This window comes from Cupriavidus pauculus, assembly GCF_002858765.1.
Lineage (GTDB): Bacteria > Pseudomonadota > Gammaproteobacteria > Burkholderiales > Burkholderiaceae > Cupriavidus > Cupriavidus pauculus_B.
In genome coordinates this window covers 1-20237 of record NZ_PJRP01000030.1, presented here as the reverse complement: position 1 = coordinate 20237, position 20237 = coordinate 1, and the positions used below count along the sequence as shown (strand labels likewise).

Below are 20237 nucleotides of genomic sequence, written 5' to 3'. Positions count from 1 at the left end.
CCTGACAACGACAAGAGGAGACCCGCGATGAGCATCGACTACAGCCAGAAGATTCCGAACAACGTCAACCTGTCCGAAGACCGCACGCTGCAACGCGCACTGGAACACTGGCAGCCGGCCTTCCTGGACTGGTGGCGCGACATGGGTCCGGACGGCTCGCACAATTTCGATGTCTACCTGCGCACCGCGGTGTCGGTGGACCCGTCGGGCTGGGCGCATTTCGGGCACGTGAAGATGCCCGACTACCGCTGGGGCATCTTCCTGCAGCCGGCCGATGCCGAGCGCAAGATCCATTTCGGCGAGCACAAGGGCGAAGCGGCCTGGCAGGAAGTGCCGGGCGAGCACCGCGCCAACCTGCGCCGCATCATCGTCACGCAGGGCGACACCGAGCCCGCGTCGGTGGAGCAGCAGCGCCACCTGGGCCTGACCGCGCCGTCGCTCTACGACCTGCGCAACCTGTTCCAGGTCAATGTGGAAGAAGGCCGCCACCTGTGGGCCATGGTGTACCTGCTGCACCGCCACTTCGGCCGCGACGGCCGCGAAGAAGCCGAGGCATTGCTGGGCCGCCGTTCGGGCGACGAAGACAACCCGCGCATCCTGGGCGCCTTCAACGAACGCACCCCCGACTGGCTGGCGTTCTTCATGTTCACCTACTTCACCGACCGCGACGGCAAGTTCCAGCTGTGCGCGCTGGCCGAATCCGGCTTCGATCCGCTGGCCCGCACCACGCGCTTCATGCTGACCGAGGAAGCCCACCATATGTTCGTGGGCGAATCGGGCGTGTCCCGCGTGATCCAGCGTACCTGCGAGGTCATGCGCGAGCGCGATATCCAGGACCCGGCCGACGTGCGCGCCGCCGGCGTAATCGACCTGGAAACCATCCAGCGCTACCTGAACTTCCACTACAGCGTGACGATCGACCTGTTCGGCGCCGACCAGTCGTCGAACGCCGCCACCTTCTACAGCGCCGGCCTCAAGGGCCGCTTCGAGGAAGGCAAGCGCACCGACGACCACCTGCTCAAGGGCGACGTGTACCGCATCCTGGAAGTCCGGGACGGCAGGCTGGCCGAGCGCGAGGTGCCGATGCTCAACGCGCTGAACGAGGTGCTGCGCGACGACTACATCAAGGATTCCATGGGCGGCGTGGCGCGCTGGAACAAGGTCATCGAGAAGGCCGGCATCCCGTTCCGGCTGACCGTGCCGCACAAGGCGTTCAACCGCAAGATCGGCACGTTTGCCAACCTGCCCGTGTCGCCCGCCGGCGAGGTGATCAGCGAAGCCGAGTGGAACGCCAACCAGGACAAGTGGCTGGCCACCGACGACGACCGCAGGTACGTGGCGTCGCTGATGGGCCGGGTCGTCGAGCCGGGCAAGTTCGCCAACTGGATCGCACCGCCCGCCATCGGCATCAACCGCCAGCCGGTGGACTTCGAGTACGTCCGCTTTAACTGACCTTTCGGAGGAACCGACGATCATGGGCGCCGCCGACATCATCAAGCAACATCTGATCGATCCGGAAATCTGCATTCGCTGCAACACCTGCGAAGACACCTGCCCGATCGACGCCATCACCCACGACGACCGCAACTACGTGGTCAAGGCCGACGTCTGCAACGGCTGCGGCGCGTGCCTGTCGCCCTGCCCCACGGGCGCCATCGACAACTGGCGCACCATGTTCAATGGCCAGGCCTACACCATCGAGGCGCAACTGGGCTGGGACGAACTGCCCGCCGAGGTGCCGCTGACCGAAGCGGTCATCGACGCCGCGATCGACGCCGCAACAGCCGCCGACCAGGCGATTGGCGAGGCCGCCACATCGAGCAAGCCGGTGACGGTGCAGGCAGTGGAAACCAGCCGCCATACCTCGCCCAAGGCGCCGTGGTCCGCGGCGCATCCGTACGTCAACCTGCATGGCGTGCGGGAACCGCTGACCGCCACGGTGGCCGGCAACTACCGGCTGACGGAGGACGATGCGTCGAGCGATATCCACCATATCGTGCTGGACTTCGGCAACCAGTTCTTTCCGATACTCGAAGGCCAGGCCATCGGCATCGTGCCGCCCGGCACCGATGCATCGGGCAAGCCGCATTACATCCGCATGTATTCGGTGGCCAGCCCGCGCGACGGCGAGCGCCCCGGCTACAACAACCTGGCGCTGACCGTGAAGCGCGTGGACACCGACCATGACGGCAACCCGGTGCGCGGCGTGGCCTCGAATTTCCTGTGCGACCTGAACAAGGGCGACGCCGTGCAGGTGGTGGGCCCGTTCGGCAATACGTTCCTGATGCCGAACCACCGCGAAGCCAGCGTGATGATGATCTGCACCGGTACCGGATCGGCACCGATGCGCGCCATGACCGAGCGGATGCGGCGCAACGTGAGCCACTTCGGCGGCCGCCGCCTGCTGTTCTTCGGCGCCCGCAACCGGCGCGAACTGCCCTACTTCGGCCCGCTGCTGAAGCTGCCGAAAGACTTTCTGGACATCCACTTCGCGTTCTCGCGCGATCCCGACGTACCGCGCCGGTATGTGCAGGATGCGATACGCGAGGCCACCCCGGGCGTCGCCGCATTGCTCGGCGACCCGCATGGCTACGTCTATATCTGCGGGCTCAAGGGCATGGAGGAAGGCGTGCTGGAGGCGTTCTCCGAAGTCTGTGCCGCGGCTGGCCTGTCCTGGATGGATGTCGAGGCGCGCCTGCGCGCGGAAGGCCGACTGCACATCGAAACCTACTGATTGGCGAGTGTCCGGAACTGTCTCCATTTGCAACTTCCCAACTGAAACCTGCCGCCTATAATGTTTCTCAAGAAACAGGAGACCTTAGGCGATGCAATCGAGGCAGATTCCGGAGACGGCGCCCACCGGCAGCCCTGATCCCGGCGTGACGCTGACCAAGGCAGTCATGCGCGCGGCCGGCTTCCTGGGCATCAGCCAGGCCATCGTCGCCAGCGTGCTGGGCATCAGCACCGCGTCGGTGTCTCGCATGGCCTCGGGCGGATATGTGCTCGATACGCATCGAAAAGAATGGGAGTTCGCCGTCCTGTTCGTCCGCCTGTTCCGGTCGCTGGACGCCATCCTTGGTCACGACGAGCAGGCGCGACTCTGGCTGACCCACGACAACATCTCGCTTGGCGGCAAGCCGCTGGAACTGATCCGTACCACTGAGGGCCTCGTTCGTGTCGTTCACTACCTGGACGCCACCCGCGGTCGCATCTGAGCGCAGGCCGTTCGCGCTCACGATCTGGCGGGCCGTGGAAGCCCAGCATGTTGTCTCGACCATGCCCCTGGTCGACACACTCGAAGAGCAGGCCGTGCTGGAAGCCGTGATCGATGCAGGCAAACCAGTCGTCCCACCCGACGCGCGCCCACTGCACTACCTGATCTTTACGCCCTTCCGCTATCCGGCCACCGAATGGGGCTCGCGCTTTCGCGGCGGCCAGGACCCCGGCGTGTTCTACGGCGCGGAATCGATCCGCACCGCCTGCGCCGAACTGGGCTACTGGCGCTGGCGCTTCTTGATGGACTGCCCGGCCCTGCCCCGCATCGATGCCCGCGCGCAGACACTGTTCCAGGTGGGTGTCCGCAGCGATGGCGTGGCACTGGACGCCCCCCCCTTCACGCAGGATGCCGCGCAATGGACCGACCCCGCCGACTACGGCGCCTGCCAGACGTTCGCGCGCACCGCGCGGGAGGCCGGCGTCGGCCTGATCCGCTATACCTCGGTGCGCGATCCCGAGCCGGGCATCTGCGTGGCCGTGCTGACGCCGCGCGCCTTCGACCCGCTACAACCGCTGGCTACCACTACCTGGATGCTCACGGTGCGCCATGACCGCGTGATCTGGCAGCGCGATGACTTGCGGCAGCGCGACAGCTTCGAGTTTGAAAGTGCCGCATGGCGGCCGCTGCCGCGCCGCACAAGTGAAAGTCCGCCGGCGGTTTGAACGCCCGTCCGTAATAGCGCTCCAATAGTTCAGGCGCGGCGAGAACGCGTCAGATCCGCACGCCATCGCAGAACTTTTAAGTTTCTGTTGCAATGCGTCAGTAGGTCACCTATAATCACAGCTTCGACGGACGCGGGGTGGAGCAGTCTGGCAGCTCGTCGGGCTCATAACCCGAAGGTCGCAGGTTCAAATCCTGCCCCCGCAACCAACCGATCAAGATGATCGGCACCGTCAGGTAGTCGCACAGCAAACCCGCCAATCGGCGGGTTTTTTGTTTTGTATCGTGGCACGTGCATGCCGCCCGCCAGGCGCGGCACACCATCGCTACGCTTCGCGCGCCACATCGCGCAAGCACCAAAGCGAGTCTCCGGCGCGGTGATACACTTGCCCCCATTCTTCCCGGACGCCTCCCATGAAATTCTGCTCGAACTGTGGTCATGCGGTTGTGTTGCGCGTGCCAGAAGGCGACAACCGCCCGCGCAGCATGTGCGACAACTGCGGCGCCATCCACTACGTCAATCCGCGCAATGTCGTGGGCACGATTCCGGTCTGGGAAGACAAGATCCTGATCTGCAAGCGCGCCATCGAGCCGCGCTACGGGTTCTGGACACTGCCCGCCGGCTTCATGGAAATTGGCGAAACGACGGCCCAGGCTGCGGCTCGCGAGACGCTCGAGGAAGCCGGAGCGCGCGTGGAGGTCGGCGAGTTGTTCTCGATGCTCAACGTACCGCACGTGCATCAGGTGCATCTGTTCTATCTGGCGAAAATGAACGATCTGGACATCGCTCCCGGCGAAGAAAGCCTGGAGGTCAAGCTCGTCGACGAGGCCGACGTGCCCTGGGACGACCTGGCCTTCCCGACCGTGATCCACACGCTTCGCTGCTTCTTTGCCGATCGCGCCGCGGGCAGGATCGCCGCCGGCGACTTCCGCCTGCACACGCTCGACATCGACAAGCCGATGCGCCCGCTTACCAGCCGCGCCACCGTCACCCCGTAACCGCAATCCAGGCGGCACCGCCCATCCTCCCGTTTCCGGCATGATTACCTGGCTCGACCCGCAGGACCCGTTTCCGCCGGTCGAGCGTGCGCTAGGCCCTGCCAGCGACGCACCCGGACTGCTCGCGGCCAGCCGCGACCTGACACCGCAGCGCCTGCTGCTGGCGTATCGCCAGGGCATTTTTCCGTGGTACTCCGAAGGCCAGCCCGTGTTGTGGTGGAGCACTGACCCGCGCATGGTGCTGGTGCCTGCCGCCCTCAAGATATCCCCCTCATTCCGCAAGACATTGCGCCGCGTGCTGCGCGACCCCGACTGGGAAATCCGCGTTGACGACAGCTTCACGGAGGTCATGCGCGCCTGCGCCATGACGCCACGCGATGGCCAACTCGGCACGTGGATCACAAACGAAATCATTGCCGCGTACGGTGCCCTGCACCGGCTTGACCTGGCGCATTCCGTCGAAGCCTGGTACCAGGGCGAGCGCGTCGGCGGCCTGTACGGCGTGGCACTGGGACGCATGTTCTACGGGGAATCGATGTTCGCCCATCGGACCGATGCCTCGAAGATTGCGCTGGCGGCACTCTGTGCGTTCCTGGAACGCCACGGCGTCACCATGGTCGACTGCCAGCAGGAAACCGACCATCTGGCATCGCTTGGCGCGGCGCCGATCCCGCGCGCCGACTTCCTCGCGCATGTCCGCGCCGCGGCCGCTTCGCCAGCCATCGCGCCGTGGGATTTCGACAAGGGCGAACTGCGCCGCTGGACCGGCACGAACGGCATCGACGGCGCACCCTGAGCTTTCATTTGCCGGCCTTGCCTTCCAGCCGGCCCAGGCGGACGTTGATGCCACCCATCTCCTTCTCCAGCCCGGCAAGGCGCTGATTGGTTTCGGCCAGGTGCCGGTTGGTGTCGTCGATGCGTCGGTGCGTCCCTTCGATACTGTCGACGAGCCGCGCTTCCAGCCCCTTCATTTCCCCACTGAGCTTTTTGTCCACCGCCGCGATTTCCCCGCTGAGTCGCTTGTCCATTTCCGATATGGCGTCGACAAGGGGCGCCATCATGTCGCCGAAGGCCTTGCGCTGGTAGTCCAGCATGCCGAACACCGCGACGAGCAACCCAATCCCGACACCGGCCACGGCCGCCATGTCGGCGTAGCGCGTCCACCGCCCCACGGGGTAGCCGGCAACCAGTGTCGTGCCGGACTGCGTCTTTCCCAAACCTTCCTCGAACGGCAACGAGGCCATGATGTGCTCCTGAAGTATCAGAGAGCCCATCGTAAAAAGCCGCCGGCCTGAAAACAATGCGAGGAATCTCAAATTGCCGGCCGCCGTGCCAATGCGGCTTGCAGACGTGCCCCAATGGGCTCTGATAGACTGCCACTCAGACCCGCAATGCCGGCGTCCGACGCGCCGCCCCCTCATTCGACGTCATGAGCAAGCTGAAGGAACTTCCGCTCTCCGCGCTGCAGTTTTATGCGACGGCGCCCTACGCTTGCAGCTACCTGGAAGGCCGCATGGCGCGCTCGCAGGTAGCAACCCCCGCCCACCTGATCAACGCCGATGTCTACTCGCGGCTGGTGCGGGCCGGGTTTCGCCGCAGCGGCATATTCACGTACCGTCCCTATTGCGACGAATGCCGCGCCTGCACGCCGTGCCGGGTGCTGGTGGACCAGTTCGAGCCCGACCGCAGCCAGCGTCGCGCGTGGAAGCAGCATCAGGGCCTGCAGGCCCTGGTGGCACCGCTGACGTACGTGGAAGAGCACTACGCGCTGTATCTGCTCTACCAGTCGATGCGCCACGCCGGCGGCGGCATGGACCAGGACAGCCGCGACCAGTACGAGCAGTTCCTGCTGCAAAGCCGGGTCAATTCCCGGCTGGTGGAATTCCGCGAGCCGCCCGGTTCGGCGGAGGCCGGCAAGCTGCGCATGGTCAGCATGATCGATGTGCTCGACGACGGATTGTCGTCGGTCTACACGTTCTATGACCCGCTGGCGACTGGCACCAGCTACGGCACTTACAACATCCTCTGGCAGATCAATCAGACCCGGGAGCTGGGCCTGCCACACCTGTACCTTGGCTACTGGATTGCAGACAGCCGCAAGATGGCCTACAAGGCGCGCTTCCAGCCGCTGCAGGTGCTGACTGGCAACCAGTGGCACGCGTTCGAGGGTGCACCCGCCACGCCGGACCCGCAGCCCCAGCCGAATCCCGGTCCGGCACAGGAATAAGCGCCAGACGCAGGCCGCGGGGCAAAGGCAGGCAAACCAGCGCGAAACGGGGCAATTCGAGCCAGAACAGGGCGAAATTGGGGGCAACCGTGGCCTGAACGGCTACAATGCCGCCCTGGTTCCGACTCCTCGCCGGCCCCGGCCGCGCCCCACCCGTGCTCAACGCGCTCTATCCCCTCTTTCGCCCCGCCCTGTTCTCCATGGACGCGGAGGACGCCCACCATTTCACCCTGAACAATCTGATGCGGGCCCATCGCATGGGCCTGGCCGGCTGCCTCGGCAACAGCATCGCCGACGATCCGCGCACCGTGATGGGCATCCGCTTCCCGAACCCGGTGGGTCTGGCCGCAGGGCTGGACAAGGACGGGGCCTATATCGATGGCCTGGCCGCGTTCGGTTTCGGCTTTATCGAGGTAGGCACCGTCACGCCGCGCGCCCAGGCAGGCAATCCGCGTCCGCGCATGTTCCGCCTGCCGCAGGCCGATGCGCTGATCAACCGCATGGGCTTCAACAATGGCGGCGTCGACGCGTTCATCCGCAACGTGCAGGCTTCGCGCTGGAAGGCCGAAGGCGGCGTACTGGGCCTGAACATCGGCAAGAACGCCGATACGCCGATCGAGCGCGCAGCGGACGACTATCTGTACTGCCTGGAGCGCGTCTATCCGCACGCCAGCTACGTGACGGTGAACATCTCGTCGCCCAACACCAAGAACCTGCGCCAGCTGCAGGGCGCCAGCGAACTGGACAGCCTGCTGTCCACGCTCAAGACCGCCCAGCAGCGCCTTGCCGACCAGCACAAGCGCTACGTGCCGGTGGCGCTGAAGATCGCTCCCGATCTGGATGACGACCAGATCCGCAATATCGGTGACGCGCTGGTGCGCCATGGCATCGACGGCGTGATCGCCACCAACACCACCATCTCGCGCGACGCGGTGAAGGGCCTGCCCCATGCCGAGGAAGCCGGTGGCCTGTCCGGCCGCCCTGTCTTCGAGGCATCGACGCGCGTGGTGCGTGAACTGCGCAAGGTCGTTGGCAATGATCTGCCAATTATTGGCGTGGGCGGCATCTTCGACGGCGCGGGCGCGCGCGCCAAAATCGATGCCGGCGCGCAGCTGGTACAGGTCTACAGCGGCTTGATTTACCGCGGCCCGACGCTGGTACGCGACTGCGCCGCCGCCCTGCGCCGGTAGGCCCCAAGCGGGTGCGTCCGGGCTGCTACCCCGTGTCGGCCATCGGGCGCATTCACGCGAAAAATGACAATCTCGCGCAATATCTTGCGGCACACCCTTCTTTGGAGGGTGTTTTTCGGCAGGATATGGCGCGATGCAGCACCAAAAGCGATCCCAGCAGGGGCCGAAAATGGTATGCTCGCAGGCTTCGCGCCGTCGCATCCGATGTGATCACGCGCGTGCCCGTACCTGCCGCCGGGCGCGCCGCGTCCGCATATGGACCGCCGGGCAGCCCGCAGATGCCCTTTCGGCCTGCCGGCGCCCGTCAGGACGGCTGTCGTACCGTTTGCGGCTGACTGACTGAAAAGCACCGAACCCTCGGGGGAGAACAATTACATGCTGCGTCTCAAGGCATCCACCACCCAGTCCATCCTCGGCAGCGCGGTAGCGCTGGCCCTGCTCTACGGCGGCGCCGTGCAGGCCCAGACCGCCACCGTGAAGGTCCTGTCGATCGTGGATCACCCCGCGCTCGACGCCATCCGCGATGGCGTGCGCGACGAACTGAAGACCGCCGGCTACGACGCCGACAAGAACCTGAAGTGGGAATACCAGAGCGCCCAGGGCAACCCGGGCACCGCCGCCCAGATCGCCCGCAAGTTCGTGGGCGACCAGCCGAGCGCGATCGTGGCCATCGCCACGCCGTCGGCCCAGGCCGTGGTAGCCGCCACCAAGACCGTGCCCGTGGTGTACTCGGGCGTGACCGATCCGGTGGCTGCACAGCTGGTGAAGGGCTGGGGCGCGACGGGCACCAACGTGACCGGCGTGTCGGACAAGCTGCCGCTGGACAAGCAGGTGTCGCTGATCAAGCGCGTGGTGCCCAAGGCCAAGACCGTCGGCATGGTCTACAACCCCGGTGAAGCCAACTCGGTGGTGGTGGTCAAGGAACTGAAGGACCTGCTGGCCAAGCAGGGCATGTCGCTGAAGGAAGCCGCCGCACCGCGTACCGTGGACATCGGCCCGGCTGCCAAGAGCCTGATCGGCAAGGTCGACGTGATCTACACGAACACCGACAACAATGTGGTGTCGGCCTACGAATCGCTGGTCAAGGTGGCCAACGAATCGAAGATCCCGCTGATCGCTGCCGATACCGACAGCGTCAAGCGTGGCGCCATCGCCGCGCTGGGCATCAACTACGGCGACCTGGGCCACCAGACCGGCAAGGTCGTGGTGCGTATCCTGAAGGGCGAGAAGCCGGGCGCGATTGCCTCGCAAACGTCGGACAACCTCGAACTGTTCGTGAACACGGGCGCCGCCGAGAAGCAAGGCGTGACGCTGTCGCCGGATCTGGTCAAGGAAGCCAAGACCGTCATCAAGTAATACTGCCGGTTGCCGCGTGCCCTACCCTGTGGCGCGCGGCCCGAAGCGCCCCCAATGGCCCTATCCGGGCCGGCCGGACGGCCTGCAAAGGATTCCCCCCATGTCCCTCTTTTCCCTGCTGGGCGCCCTGGAGATCGGCCTGATCTTCAGCCTCGTGGCGCTCGGGGTGCTGATCTCGTTCCGCATCCTCAATTTTCCCGATCTGACCGTTGACGGCAGCTTTCCGCTGGGTGGCGCAGTCGCCGCCACGCTGATCTCCGCCGGACAGGATCCGTTCATGGCCACGCTGGTGGCCATCGCGGCCGGCGCCATCGCCGGCTGGATCACCGGCTGGCTCAACGTGCGCCTGAAGATCATGGATCTGCTGGCCAGTATCCTGATGATGATCGCGCTGTACTCGATCAACCTGCGCATCATGGGCCGCCCCAACGTGCCGCTGATCACCGAGCCGACCATCTTCACGATCCTGCAGCCCGAGTGGATGCCCGACTACGTGCTGCGCCCGCTGGTGCTGGTCGTGGTGGTGATCATCGCCAAGCTGGCGCTGGACTGGTTCTTCTCGTCGCAGCTTGGCCTGGCCATGCGCGCCACCGGCGCCAATCCGCGCATGGCGCGTGCCCAGGGCGTGCCCACCGGCCGGGCCACGCTGGCCGGCATGGCGCTGTCGAACGCGCTGGTGGCCCTGGCGGGTGCATTGTTCGCCCAGACGCAAGGCGGCTCGGACATCTCGATGGGTATCGGCACGATCGTGATCGGCCTGGCCGCCGTGATCATCGGCGAGACCATCATCCCGGCGCGACGCCTGGTGTACGTGACGCTGGCGGTGGTGGTCGGCGCCATCCTTTACCGGTTCTTCATCGCGCTGGCGTTGAATTCCGAATTCATCGGCCTCAAGGCACAGGATCTGAACCTGGTGACCGCCGCGCTGGTAACGCTGGCGCTAGTGCTGCCCGCCACGCGCAAGAAGCTGTTCGCCCGCAAGAACGGAGGTGCCTGAGATGCTGCGCGCTGAAAACCTGAAGCTCACCTTCAATCCGGGCACGCCGATCGAAAACCGCGCGCTGCGCGGCCTGAGCCTGGAAATCCCGGCCGGCCAGTTCGTGGCCGTGATCGGGTCCAATGGTGCCGGCAAGTCGACCTTCCTGAACGCCGTCAGCGGCGACACGATGGTCGACACCGGCCGCATCATGATCGACGACACCGATGTCACGCGCCAGCCCGCCTGGGATCGCGCCCATCTGGTGGCCCGCGTGTTCCAGGACCCGATGGCCGGTACCTGCGAGGCGCTGACGATCGAGGAAAACATGGCGCTGGCCATGGCACGTGGCTCGCGCCGCGGTTTCCGTCCGGCGCTGAACAAGCCGTCGCGCGAGCTGTTCCGCGACAAGCTGCGCCTGCTGAACCTGGGCCTGGAAAACCGTCTGACCGACCGCATCGGCCTGCTTTCGGGCGGCCAGCGCCAGGCGGTGAGCCTGCTGATGGCGTCGCTGCAGCCGTCGCGCATCCTGCTGCTCGATGAGCATACGGCGGCGCTGGACCCGAAGACCGCAGCGTTCGTGCTGGAACTGACCGCGCGCATCGTCGAGGAAAGCCAGCTGACGACGATGATGGTCACGCACTCGATGCGCCAGGCGCTGGACTACGGCCAGCGCACCGTGATGCTGCACCAGGGCCAGGTGGTGCTCGATGTGTCGGGCGACCAGCGCAAGGGCCTGGACGTGCCCGATCTGCTCAAGATGTTCGAGCAGACGCGCCACGAGCAGCTCGATGACGACGCCTTGCTGCTGAGCTGATCGCACCCGCCGCGCAAGCCGCACGCAAAAAAGCCCGCCTCGGTATCGAAGCGGGCTTTTTTGTTCGTGCCGGCAGTCGGAAGGATCCAGCGCGTCTCTCAGGCAGTGGCAGCCTTGTCCAGCCAGCGCTGAAGCTGATCCGTCACCGCCGTGCTCGAAAACGAGCAGCTGTCCTGCGCAAAGACCGCCGCCATCTCCATGCGACGTAGCAATTCCTCCATTGCCTGTCCGAACACGGGCGGCAGCGTCAGCGACGGTGCCGCTGCCCGCCACCGGGCGATCAGCTCGCCGGCTGGCAGCGCGCCGGTCAGATGGGCATCCAAAGCCTGGCGCATGACGGCCAGCGTTTCCTGATTGGCGCTCATGAACGCGCCCTCCTTTCCTTGTATAGCTCGCGGAACGTGCGGCCGCTCGGGGCCGGCATGTCGCGTGTTTCGGTCCAGCCCTTGCCCGCCATTGGCAGGCTGGCAATCAGCTTGCTGCGACCGCCCATGCGTGACAGCATACGCGCGCCCATGCGCGTGACAAAGGCATACAGATCCGGGCGCCGCGCCACGTAGCCCCAGACCTGCAGCGCCATGCGCTCCTGCCACGGACGCAGATGGCGCTCCATCTGCTTTTCGCGCAGCTTGCGCAGCAGGTCGGACAGCGGAATCGATGCCGGACACACCCGGTTGCACTCGCCGCAAAGCGTGGCGGCCTGCGGCAGGTCCACGGCATTGGCCAGGCCGACATAGCTCGGCGTCAGCACGCTGCCCATCGGACCGGGATAGACCCAGCCATATGCGTGACCGCCGATCTTCTGGTACACGGGGCAGTGGTTCATGCACGCGCCGCAGCGGATGCAACGCAGCATCTCCTGGAATTCGCCACCGATCAGCCCGCTACGGCCGCCATCGACCAGCACGAAGTACATGTGCTCCGGGCCATCGCGCTCGCCTTCGGCACGCGGTCCGGTCAGCAGCGAGAAGTAGTTCGAGATCGCCTGCCCCGTGGCCGAGCGCGGCAGCAGCCGCATCACCGTGGCCAGGTCTTCCAGCGTCGGCAACACCTTCTCGATGCCCGTCACGGCCACATGCACGCGCGGCATGATCGTGCACATGCCCTCGTTGCCTTCGTTCGTGACCACCGCCACGGAACCGGTCTCGGCAATGATGAAATTGCCGCCCGTCACGCCCATGTCGGCAGACAGGAACTCGGGGCGCAGCACTTCGCGCGCCTCGCGGGTCATCTCGGGAATGTCGGTCAGGCGCGGCTTGTTGTGGACCTTGGCGAACAGGTCGGCAATCTCGTCCTTGTCCTTGTGGATCACCGGCGCAATGATGTGCGACGGCGGCTCGGCATCGTTGATCTGCAGGATGTACTCGCCCAGATCGGTCTCGATGCTCTGCACGCCCATCTCGCCCAGCACCTGGTTCAGCCGCATTTCCTCGGTCACCATCGACTTGCTCTTGATGACCTTCTTCACGCCGTGCTTCTGCGCAATTTCGGCGACGAGCCGGGCAGCGTCGGCCGTGGTCTCGGCAAACAGCACCGTGGCGCCACGCTTGGTCGCATTTTCTTCAAACGTGGCCAGCCAGACGTCGAGGTTTTCCAGGGCGCGGTTGCGGCGTTCCTTCAGCGCGGCACGGGTGGCGTCGAAGTCGATATCGCGGATGGCGTCGGCACGGGCCGTCACGAACTTCGTCGACAGCTTCTTGAGGTTCTGCTGCAGGCGCTGGTCGGCCAGCTTCTGCCCGGCGCGCGCCTTGAATTCCATGCTATGCACTTGCATCGTGGGGGCTCTCTTGTGGTTCGCGGGTCAGGCGTCGCCAGCCAGCACCTGCGCGATATGGAGCACGCGCGTCTGTGCATCGCCCGAGCGGCGCAGCCGGCCTTCGATATTGAGCATGCAGCCCAGGTCGCCCAGCACCACGGCATCGGCACCGCTGGCCTTGATGTTGGCGCACTTCTCGTCGACGATCGCCGTGGAAATATTGCCGTACTTGACCGAGAACGTACCGCCGAAGCCGCAGCAGGCCTCGCAATCCTTCATCTCGGTCAGTTGCACGTTGGGCAGCTTGCCCAGCAACGCGCGCGGCTGCTGCTTGACGCCCAGTTCGCGCAGGCCGGAACACGAATCGTGATAGGTGATGTGGCCCGCAAAGCCGGAATCGAGCTTGTCGAGCTTTGCCACGTTAACCAGGAAATCGGTAAGTTCGAACACGCGTTCGCGCAGCCGCTCGTAGCGGCCATGCAGTTCGGGGTCATCGCGCAGCAGGTCGTGATAGTGGTGGCGGATCATGCCGCCGCAGGACCCGGACGGCACCACCACGTAGTCGAACATCTCGAACTCGCGCAGGAATTTCTCGGCCAGATCGCGCGACACGGCGCGCTCGCCCGAGTTGTATGCCGGCTGCCCGCAGCAGGTCTGTGCCTCGGGCACCATCACCTCGTAGCCAGCCGATTCCAGCAACTTCAGCACCGAGAACCCGATTTCCGGGCGCATGAGGTCCACCAGACAGGTGGCGAACAGTCCGATTCGCATGACTTCCTTTTCCAGACCCTGAAACCCGTAATTATGCCCCTTCGCCCCGCCGCTGCGGGCATCGGGCGCCGCAATCCTGTTCATCTGGCGATGCAAAGTGGCTCATGACATGCCGGATAGGAAGCCCCATCCATGGAGGGAAATCTCGAAAATCACGTTTCACCTGTTGAAATTTTCACGATGCGAGATAGAATCAGGCAAACGCTTAATTTGCCGCACGGCAACATTTTCCACATGGCAGAAGCAGACAAGTCACCCGGCAAGACCTCGATCCAGGTGATCGAGCGCATGATGACGCTGCTGGACGCGCTGGCCCAGCACGCGGATCCCGTCAGCCTGAAAGAGCTGTCGCTGACCACCGGCCTGCATCCGTCCACCGCGCACCGCATCCTGAACGACATGGTGGCCTGCCGCTTTGTCGACCGCTCCGACCCCGGCAGCTACCGGCTGGGCATGCGCCTGCTGGAACTGGGCAACCTAGTCAAGGCGCGGCTTTCGGTACGGGATGCGGCACTGGCGCCGATGCGCGCGCTGCATCGCGTGACGGGGCAGACGGTGAACCTGTCGGTGCGTCAAGGCGACGAGATCGTCTATATCGAGCGCGCCTACAGTGAACGCTCGGGCATGCAGGTCGTGCGCGCCATTGGCGGTCGCGCCCCGCTGCACCTGACATCGGTCGGCAAGCTGTTCCTGGCCGCGGACGAGGCCACTCGCGTGCGCACCTATGCCACGCGCACCGGTCTGGCCGGCCATACGCGCACGTCGATTACCGAGCTGGCCAAGCTCGAACGCGAACTGAGCTGGGTGCGCTCCAACGGCTATGCGCGCGACAACGAGGAACTGGAACTGGGTGTCCGCTGCATTGCCGCGGGCATCTATGACGATTCCCGCCGGCTCGTGGCTGGCCTGTCGCTGTCGGCCCCGGCCGACCGCCTGCAGGACAGCTGGCTGCAAAATCTCAAGGAGACCGCGCTGCAGATTTCGCGCGGCATGGGCTACGTGCCCGAGCCCGCCGCCTGATCGAAGGCGTCATCGTCCGCCCGGCGGTAGCACCGTCGGTCCAGAAAAAAAAGAACGCGCCGGGGGCCAGAAGCCCCACGGCGCGTTTTCCATGCGCAATGGCTACTGCTCAGGTGCCATGCGACTGCTGCGATACCAGGACCGCCGCAGGGGATTTAGGACCCTGCGTAAGATTGGGCGTTGATGGGAAAGGGCGCGGTTGGCCCCCTGCCGACGGGGGTTGATGCTCAAGCCAGGAACGCACGCGCGTGGCATCGGCAAAGCGCGACAGCTTGCCCACCGAATCCAGGAATACCATCACCACGTTGCGATCGTTCACGCGGGTCTGCATGACCAGGCACTGGCCAGCTTCCGAGATATAACCGGTCTTCTGCAGGCCGATATCCCAGCTGCCGCCACGTACCAGGCGGTTGGTGCTGACATAGTGCATCGTGCGGCCGGACACGCTGACCTCGTGCTCCGGCTGCGTCGAGAATTCGCGGATCGTCGGATTGCGGTAAGCGGCGTTGACCAGGCGTGCCAGATCCATCGCGCTCGACACATTGCTGCTCGACAGGCCGCTCGAATCGACGAAGTGGCTGTCGTTCATGCCCAGTTCGCGCGCCTTCTTGTTCATCGCGCCAACAAAGGCCGGCAGGCCGCCCGGGTAGCTGCGACCCAGCACCGACGCGGCGCGGTTTTCCGACGACATCAGCGCCAGCAACAGCATCTCGTGGCGCGTCAGCGTCGTGCCGAAGCGCAGGCGCGAGCTGCTGTGCTTCTCGGTGTCGCGATCGTCCTCGCTCACCGTCAGCATTTCGTCCATCGGCAGGTGCGAATCCATCACCACCAGCGCGGTCATCAGCTTGGTGATCGATGCAATCGGCAGCACCGCCGTCGGATTTTTCTGGAACAGCACCTCGTTGGTGTTCTGGTCCATGACCAGCGCCACCGACGAACGCAGCGACAGCGCGTCCTCGGTATCGCGCAGGCCCATCGCCTCGCCTAGCGACGGCTTGGCCGGCACGAACGCGGCGCGCACCGGTGCGGCACGGCTGGCCACCACGGTGCGCTTGCCGTTTCTGACGACAATCACCTTGCGTGGAGAGGCCTCCGCTTTCGCAGAAGCCACCTTTTTGGTGGGCTTTGCGGCCTTTTCGGTCTTTTTGGAGGAAGTTTTCGTCGCAGTCGACTTCGTCGCTGCGTACGCTGCCGGCGCGGCCAGCAGGGCAACGGACACCAGCGCCGAGGTGGCGATGGCGGTCAGTTGGGGAAGGCCAAAGAGTCGGGACATGAAGGAATCGGTCCGGAACATGATCTGTTCAGCGCGGATACGGAATGGCGCTAGTGTAGGAAATTAAGAAATTCTTAGCAAGATTAATGACTTACAGCGGCTCTTTAAAGTTTGATTCGCAAACATTTCCGCATTGCGGAAAAAGAGCCATTCAAGTCACACCATTGCTAACGCAAATACAACAGTTTTTCGCCCCTTGAGTCTCAGGCGTCACGCCGCGTCGTCGTCGATCACGGGGCACGTCAACAACCCTCGTGTCGTGCCGGTTCATGTCGATAACGGTCTGCATGGCGGAATCCTGATATCTGTCAGGGCAATTCAGGAGAGGAAACGCACGAACCCGCTTACCGGTTCACGTTCGGTTGTCAATTGATTGGCCGTCGCGTCCAGATCCGCATAACCCAGCGACATGCCGCACACCACCATTTCCTCCTCGGTCAGCAGCAGGTGCTGCTTGATGATCGCGTGGAACTGCGTGAACGCCGCCTGCGGACAGGTGTCCAGGCCGCGTGCACGTGCCGCCACCATGATGCTTTGCAGGAACATGCCGTAGTCCAGCCAACTGCCCTGCTCCATGATCCGGTCGATCGTGAAGATCAGGCCGACCGGCGCATCGAAGAACCGGAAGTTGCGGGCGTGCTGGTCGTGCATGCGCGCCTTGTCTTCGCGCTTGATCTCCAGCAGGCTGTACAGGTCCCAGCCCACCTTGCGGCGGCGTGACAGATACGGATCGACCCATTCGCGCGGGTAGTACGGATATTCCTCGCGGTACTTGGCATCGCGCTCGGGGTCGTCGTAAGCGGCAAGCACATCGGCACAGAAACGCGCCTTGGCATCGCCTGCCAGCACGTAGACCTTCCAGGGCTGCGTGTTCGTGCCCGACGGTGCCCGGCTGGCAACGGCAAGAATCTCCTCGATGGTCTCGCGCGGCACCGGTGTATCCAGGAACGCGCGAACCGAACGGCGTGTCGTGATGGCGCGATCGACAATCGCGGCGTCATCTGGGTGCGACATGCTCTGTAGTCTCCTCAAATCTTGTTCATTCCGGCTGGCCAATCACCAGCGCCTGCAATGCCTGGCGCAAGGCCGGCGGCAATGCCACCGGCCTGCGCGTTTCGCGATCCACGTACACGTGAACGAAGTGCCCCTGCGCCGCCGCCACATCTTCGTCATTGCGGAACAGCCCCACCTCGTAGCGCACGCTCGAATTCCCCAGCTTCGCCACCCGCAGGCCAGCCACGACCGTGTCGGGAAAGCTCAGCGACGAGAAGTAGTTGCACTGCGTCTCGATAACGAGCCCGATCGTGGCACCGGCCTCGATGTCGAGTACGCCTGCCCGGATCAGGTACGCATTCACGACCGTATCAAAATAACTGTAGTAGACAACGTTGTTCACGTGGCCATACACATCGTTATCCATCCAACGCGTCGTGATGGGCTGAAAGTGCGCGTACGCACTACGGCGATCAGGGTCTGGCTTCATCGGAATCGGTGCAGGACAACATTGAGCGAAACGGGATCAGCGCCGCCGCAGCCACACGGGAGGTCCGTATGAGCGCACGGCGTGCCACAAGGTTCCAAATTTTTTGCGATGCATCGAAGCGCATCATGCGGCCGTTGCCGCCACGGGCGACGCAAAGCCGGTATCCAATGCGCTGTAGCGCGCGTGGCAGGCCGCTGCCAGCGCGACAGTCTGCGTGTGCACAGCCACGGTGTTTTCTATCTGGTTGCCATAGCCACCCGCCATCGCCACGGCAATCGGCAGCCGGTGCGACAGGGCAAAGTCGAACACCATCGTGTCGCGCCGGGCCAGGCCTGCCATTGTCAGTCGCAGGCGCCCCAGCCGATCGTCTTCATGCGGATCGGCGCCAGCCAGATAGATCAGCAGATCCGGGGCAAAGCGCGTCTTCAGTGTTTCCAGGGCACCGGCCAGCGCGGCCGCATAGCTATCGTCGTCGCAGCCATCGGGCAGCCCGACATCGAGATCGCTGGCCTCCTTGCGAAACGGATAGTTCTTCTCGCCATGCAGCGACAGGGTGAACACCGACGGGTCGTCGCGCAGGATCGACGCCGTGCCATTCCCCTGGTGGACATCGAGATCGATCACCGCCACGCGTCGCACCTGGCCATCGCGCTGCAGTTGGCGCGCGGCGATGGCCGCGTCGTTGAACACGCAGAAGCCGCCGCCCTTGTCGGCGTAGGCATGATGCGTGCCGCCGGCCAGGTTGACCGCGATGCCCTGCGTCAGCGCGGTGCGGCATGCGGCAATCGTGGCCCCGGCAGACCGGCGCGAACGCTCCACCATTTCATGCGACCACGGGAAGCCAATCTCGCGCTGGCGCGCCGGGTCGAGCCGTCCCGCCGAGACATCCGCGATGTAGTCGGCCGAGTGGGCCAGCGCGAGCGCATCGTCGCCGGCGCGCGGGGCTTCGTGCAGTTCAAGCCCCGACACCTCGCGGACCACGGCATCGCGCAGCATGCTGTACTTGCGCATGGGAAAGCGGTGCCCAGGCGGCAATGGCAGGACGAAGTGGTCGGCGTAGAAGGCTAGCATCGGGGGCGCTGGGGGGGCGGGCGCTGGTTTTTTGGACGGAAAGTGACGCGTTATCGCCATTTCCCGACCGGACAGTCAGCGATGGTAGCACCGAGTCAGATACCGGGCCGGTGGCGATGCCGCAAACCATGGGAAACGCTCGTTTTTCTCGCGTCGCACCACCCTGGCACCCGACGACCAGATCAGGACAAACCCTTACCCATGGCGGGATAGTGGCCCGCAATGCCCTTCCGGAGGGCATTCCTCCGGTATTTTTGTTGCGCCGCACAAAAACCGCTTGACACCCAAATTACTTTACTTAGAATTGGATTTGTTGCGGCGCATCAAAGAACGAAACGCTCTCGGAAACGCCGCCAAACATACGAAGGTACGCTCGGGCTGGCCAGACACTTAAAGTCATGGCGCTGACATCTGGGCGGCTTAATTTTACTTTTGCTTGACCTTGAAGTTCACCACTGGAGACCAGCAATGATCCTGACCCCGGAACAAGTTGCAGCCGCACAAAAAGCCAACCTCGAGACCCTGTTCGGTCTGACCTCGAAAGCCTTTGAAGGCGTCGAGAAGCTGGTTGAGCTGAACCTGCAAGTGGTCAAGGCTACGTTCGCCGAGAACGTCGACAACGCCAAGAAGGCCCTTGGTGCCAAGGATGCCCAGGAACTGCTGGCCATCCAGGCTTCCCTGGTGCAACCGGTTGCCGAAAAGACCCTGGCCTACACGCGTCACCTGTACGAAATCGCTTCGGAAACCCAAAGCGAATTCACGAAGGTTGCCGAAGCCCAGCTGGCCGAAGGCACGAAGAACGTGCAAGCCCTGGTCGATAACTTCGCCAAGAACGCCCCGGCCGGTTCGGAATCGACCGTCGCCATCGTGAAGTCGGCCATCTCGGCTGCCAACAACGCCTACGAGTCGGTCCAGAAGGCCACCAAGCAGGCTGTTGAAATGGCCGAAACCAACTTCCAGGCCGCTGCCACCGCCGCGACCAAGGCTGCCCAGCAAGCCAGCGCCACGGCTCGCACCGCCGCCAAGAAGCCGACGGCTGCTGTCTAAAGCACCGTAGTTCTCCAGCGTACCGGCTTCGGCCGGTCCGTTGGCAAAGCATCCTGGCCCTATCCGGCTGACATGGGTATTTTGCCAACGGAAGCGTAGGCAAGACGCGGGTGCATCGCCCCGTCGCCCCCCCTTCCCGTACCGATCTTTCCTCGGTACCCATTCCGAAAAGTACGTTCAGGCCCGGCCCTGCCAGCAGGTTGTCGGGCATTTTTTCGCCCGCTTGATGCTGTTGGAATCGCTTGGCGGTTAATTGAATTATCAAGCCAAAAAAGAAACCCGCCAGATAGATCGGAAGAGCTTCGTTTTGGGAA

21 protein-coding genes and 1 tRNA gene are annotated in these 20237 nt (G+C 64.3%); 14 read left to right on the top strand and 8 right to left on the bottom strand.

The window, feature by feature from the left end:
* Positions 1-27: 27 nt before the first annotated feature.
* The 7 genes from boxB to aat all read left to right on the top strand — a co-directional run bounded on the left by boxB (position 28) and on the right by aat (position 5732).
* Complete coding sequence (gene boxB, locus CYJ10_RS32885; RefSeq protein ID WP_101685620.1) at positions 28-1452, top strand: benzoyl-CoA 2,3-epoxidase subunit BoxB; 1425 nt, start codon at positions 28-30, stop codon at positions 1450-1452.
* A 22-nt stretch (positions 1453-1474) separates the two neighbouring features.
* Positions 1475-2734 (top strand): benzoyl-CoA 2,3-epoxidase subunit BoxA, encoded by a 1260-nt coding sequence (gene boxA / locus CYJ10_RS32880; RefSeq protein WP_101685619.1) that lies wholly within the window; start codon positions 1475-1477, stop codon positions 2732-2734.
* A gap of 91 nt (positions 2735-2825) precedes the next feature.
* Positions 2826-3215, top strand: a complete 390-nt coding sequence (locus CYJ10_RS32875) for an antitoxin Xre/MbcA/ParS toxin-binding domain-containing protein (RefSeq protein WP_101685618.1) — start codon at positions 2826-2828, stop codon at positions 3213-3215.
* Positions 3175-3939 (top strand): RES family NAD+ phosphorylase, encoded by a 765-nt coding sequence (locus CYJ10_RS32870; RefSeq protein ID WP_180863142.1) that lies wholly within the window; start codon positions 3175-3177, stop codon positions 3937-3939. The genes CYJ10_RS32875 and CYJ10_RS32870 overlap by 41 nt, the downstream gene beginning before the upstream one ends.
* A 131-nt stretch (positions 3940-4070) precedes the next feature.
* Positions 4071-4147, top strand: a tRNA-Met gene (locus tag CYJ10_RS32865).
* 204 nt (positions 4148-4351) lie between these two features.
* Positions 4352-4936 (top strand): NUDIX hydrolase, encoded by a 585-nt coding sequence (locus CYJ10_RS32860; RefSeq protein WP_101685616.1) that lies wholly within the window; start codon positions 4352-4354, stop codon positions 4934-4936.
* 40 nt (positions 4937-4976) lie between these two features.
* Positions 4977-5732, top strand: coding sequence for a leucyl/phenylalanyl-tRNA--protein transferase (aat, locus tag CYJ10_RS32855; protein WP_101685615.1), 756 nt, complete (start codon positions 4977-4979; stop codon positions 5730-5732).
* 4 nt (positions 5733-5736) lie between these two features.
* Here aat and CYJ10_RS32850 read toward each other — a convergent pair whose 3' ends face one another.
* Positions 5737-6180, bottom strand: coding sequence for a hypothetical protein (locus CYJ10_RS32850; protein ID WP_101685614.1), 444 nt, complete (start codon positions 6178-6180; stop codon positions 5737-5739).
* Between the two features lie 185 nt (positions 6181-6365).
* On the opposite strand from CYJ10_RS32850, the gene CYJ10_RS32845 reads away from it, so the two are divergent.
* From CYJ10_RS32845 to CYJ10_RS32825, 5 genes are all read left to right on the top strand, one after another.
* Complete coding sequence (locus tag CYJ10_RS32845) at positions 6366-7163, top strand: arginyltransferase (RefSeq protein WP_101685613.1); 798 nt, start codon at positions 6366-6368, stop codon at positions 7161-7163.
* Between the two features lie 155 nt (positions 7164-7318).
* The gene (locus CYJ10_RS32840; protein WP_101685632.1) at positions 7319-8353 is read left to right on the top strand and encodes a quinone-dependent dihydroorotate dehydrogenase; all 1035 of its coding nucleotides are present in this window, start codon (positions 7319-7321) and stop codon (positions 8351-8353) included.
* Between the two features lie 375 nt (positions 8354-8728).
* Entirely contained in the window at positions 8729-9709 is a 981-nt protein-coding gene (locus CYJ10_RS32835; RefSeq protein ID WP_101685612.1) for an ABC transporter substrate-binding protein, read from the top strand.
* Between the two features lie 100 nt (positions 9710-9809).
* The gene (locus CYJ10_RS32830; RefSeq protein WP_101685611.1) at positions 9810-10706 is read left to right on the top strand and encodes an ABC transporter permease; all 897 of its coding nucleotides are present in this window, start codon (positions 9810-9812) and stop codon (positions 10704-10706) included.
* Between the two features lies 1 nt (position 10707).
* Complete coding sequence (locus CYJ10_RS32825; protein ID WP_101685610.1) at positions 10708-11502, top strand: ABC transporter ATP-binding protein; 795 nt, start codon at positions 10708-10710, stop codon at positions 11500-11502.
* A 98-nt stretch (positions 11503-11600) separates the two neighbouring features.
* Here CYJ10_RS32825 and CYJ10_RS32820 read toward each other — a convergent pair whose 3' ends face one another.
* Genes CYJ10_RS32820 through CYJ10_RS32810 form a run of 3 tightly spaced genes read right to left on the bottom strand, consistent with a single transcriptional unit; the run spans position 11601 to position 14029 of the window.
* The gene (locus CYJ10_RS32820; protein WP_101685609.1) at positions 11601-11867 is read right to left on the bottom strand and encodes a hypothetical protein; all 267 of its coding nucleotides are present in this window, start codon (positions 11865-11867) and stop codon (positions 11601-11603) included.
* Complete coding sequence (locus CYJ10_RS32815) at positions 11864-13276, bottom strand: LutB/LldF family L-lactate oxidation iron-sulfur protein (protein WP_101685608.1); 1413 nt, start codon at positions 13274-13276, stop codon at positions 11864-11866. Before CYJ10_RS32815 ends, CYJ10_RS32820 begins: the two co-directional genes overlap by 4 nt.
* Before the next feature lie 27 nt (positions 13277-13303).
* Positions 13304-14029, bottom strand: coding sequence for a (Fe-S)-binding protein (locus tag CYJ10_RS32810; protein WP_101685607.1), 726 nt, complete (start codon positions 14027-14029; stop codon positions 13304-13306).
* 234 nt (positions 14030-14263) lie between these two features.
* Here CYJ10_RS32810 and CYJ10_RS32805 point away from each other — a divergent pair, with 234 nt between their 5' ends.
* Entirely contained in the window at positions 14264-15049 is a 786-nt protein-coding gene (locus CYJ10_RS32805) for an IclR family transcriptional regulator (RefSeq protein WP_101685631.1), read from the top strand.
* Between the two features lie 109 nt (positions 15050-15158).
* On the opposite strand, the gene pbpG is transcribed toward CYJ10_RS32805, so the two are convergent.
* The 4 genes from pbpG to CYJ10_RS32785 form a co-directional block, all read right to left on the bottom strand.
* Positions 15159-16343 carry a D-alanyl-D-alanine endopeptidase gene (pbpG, locus tag CYJ10_RS32800; RefSeq protein WP_374703331.1) on the bottom strand — a complete coding sequence of 395 codons (1185 nt, stop codon included), beginning with the start codon at positions 16341-16343 and terminating at the stop codon, positions 15159-15161.
* A 297-nt stretch (positions 16344-16640) separates the two neighbouring features.
* Positions 16641-17336: a nitroreductase gene (locus tag CYJ10_RS32795; protein WP_101685606.1), complete on the bottom strand. Its 696-nt coding sequence runs from the start codon at positions 17334-17336 to the stop codon at positions 16641-16643.
* Positions 17337-17361: 25 nt separating this feature from the next.
* A complete protein-coding gene (locus CYJ10_RS32790) occupies positions 17362-17805 on the bottom strand; it encodes an acyl-CoA thioesterase (RefSeq protein ID WP_101685605.1) in 444 nt (147 codons plus the stop codon).
* Positions 17806-17928: 123 nt separating this feature from the next.
* On the bottom strand, positions 17929-18876 hold the full coding sequence (locus CYJ10_RS32785; RefSeq protein ID WP_101685604.1) for a histone deacetylase family protein: 948 nt from the start codon (positions 18874-18876) through the stop codon (positions 17929-17931).
* A gap of 468 nt (positions 18877-19344) precedes the next feature.
* Between CYJ10_RS32785 and phaP1 the strand changes: the two genes are divergently transcribed.
* Positions 19345-19923, top strand: coding sequence for a TIGR01841 family phasin PhaP1 (phaP1, locus tag CYJ10_RS32780; RefSeq protein ID WP_101685603.1), 579 nt, complete (start codon positions 19345-19347; stop codon positions 19921-19923).
* Positions 19924-20237 lie beyond the last annotated feature (314 nt).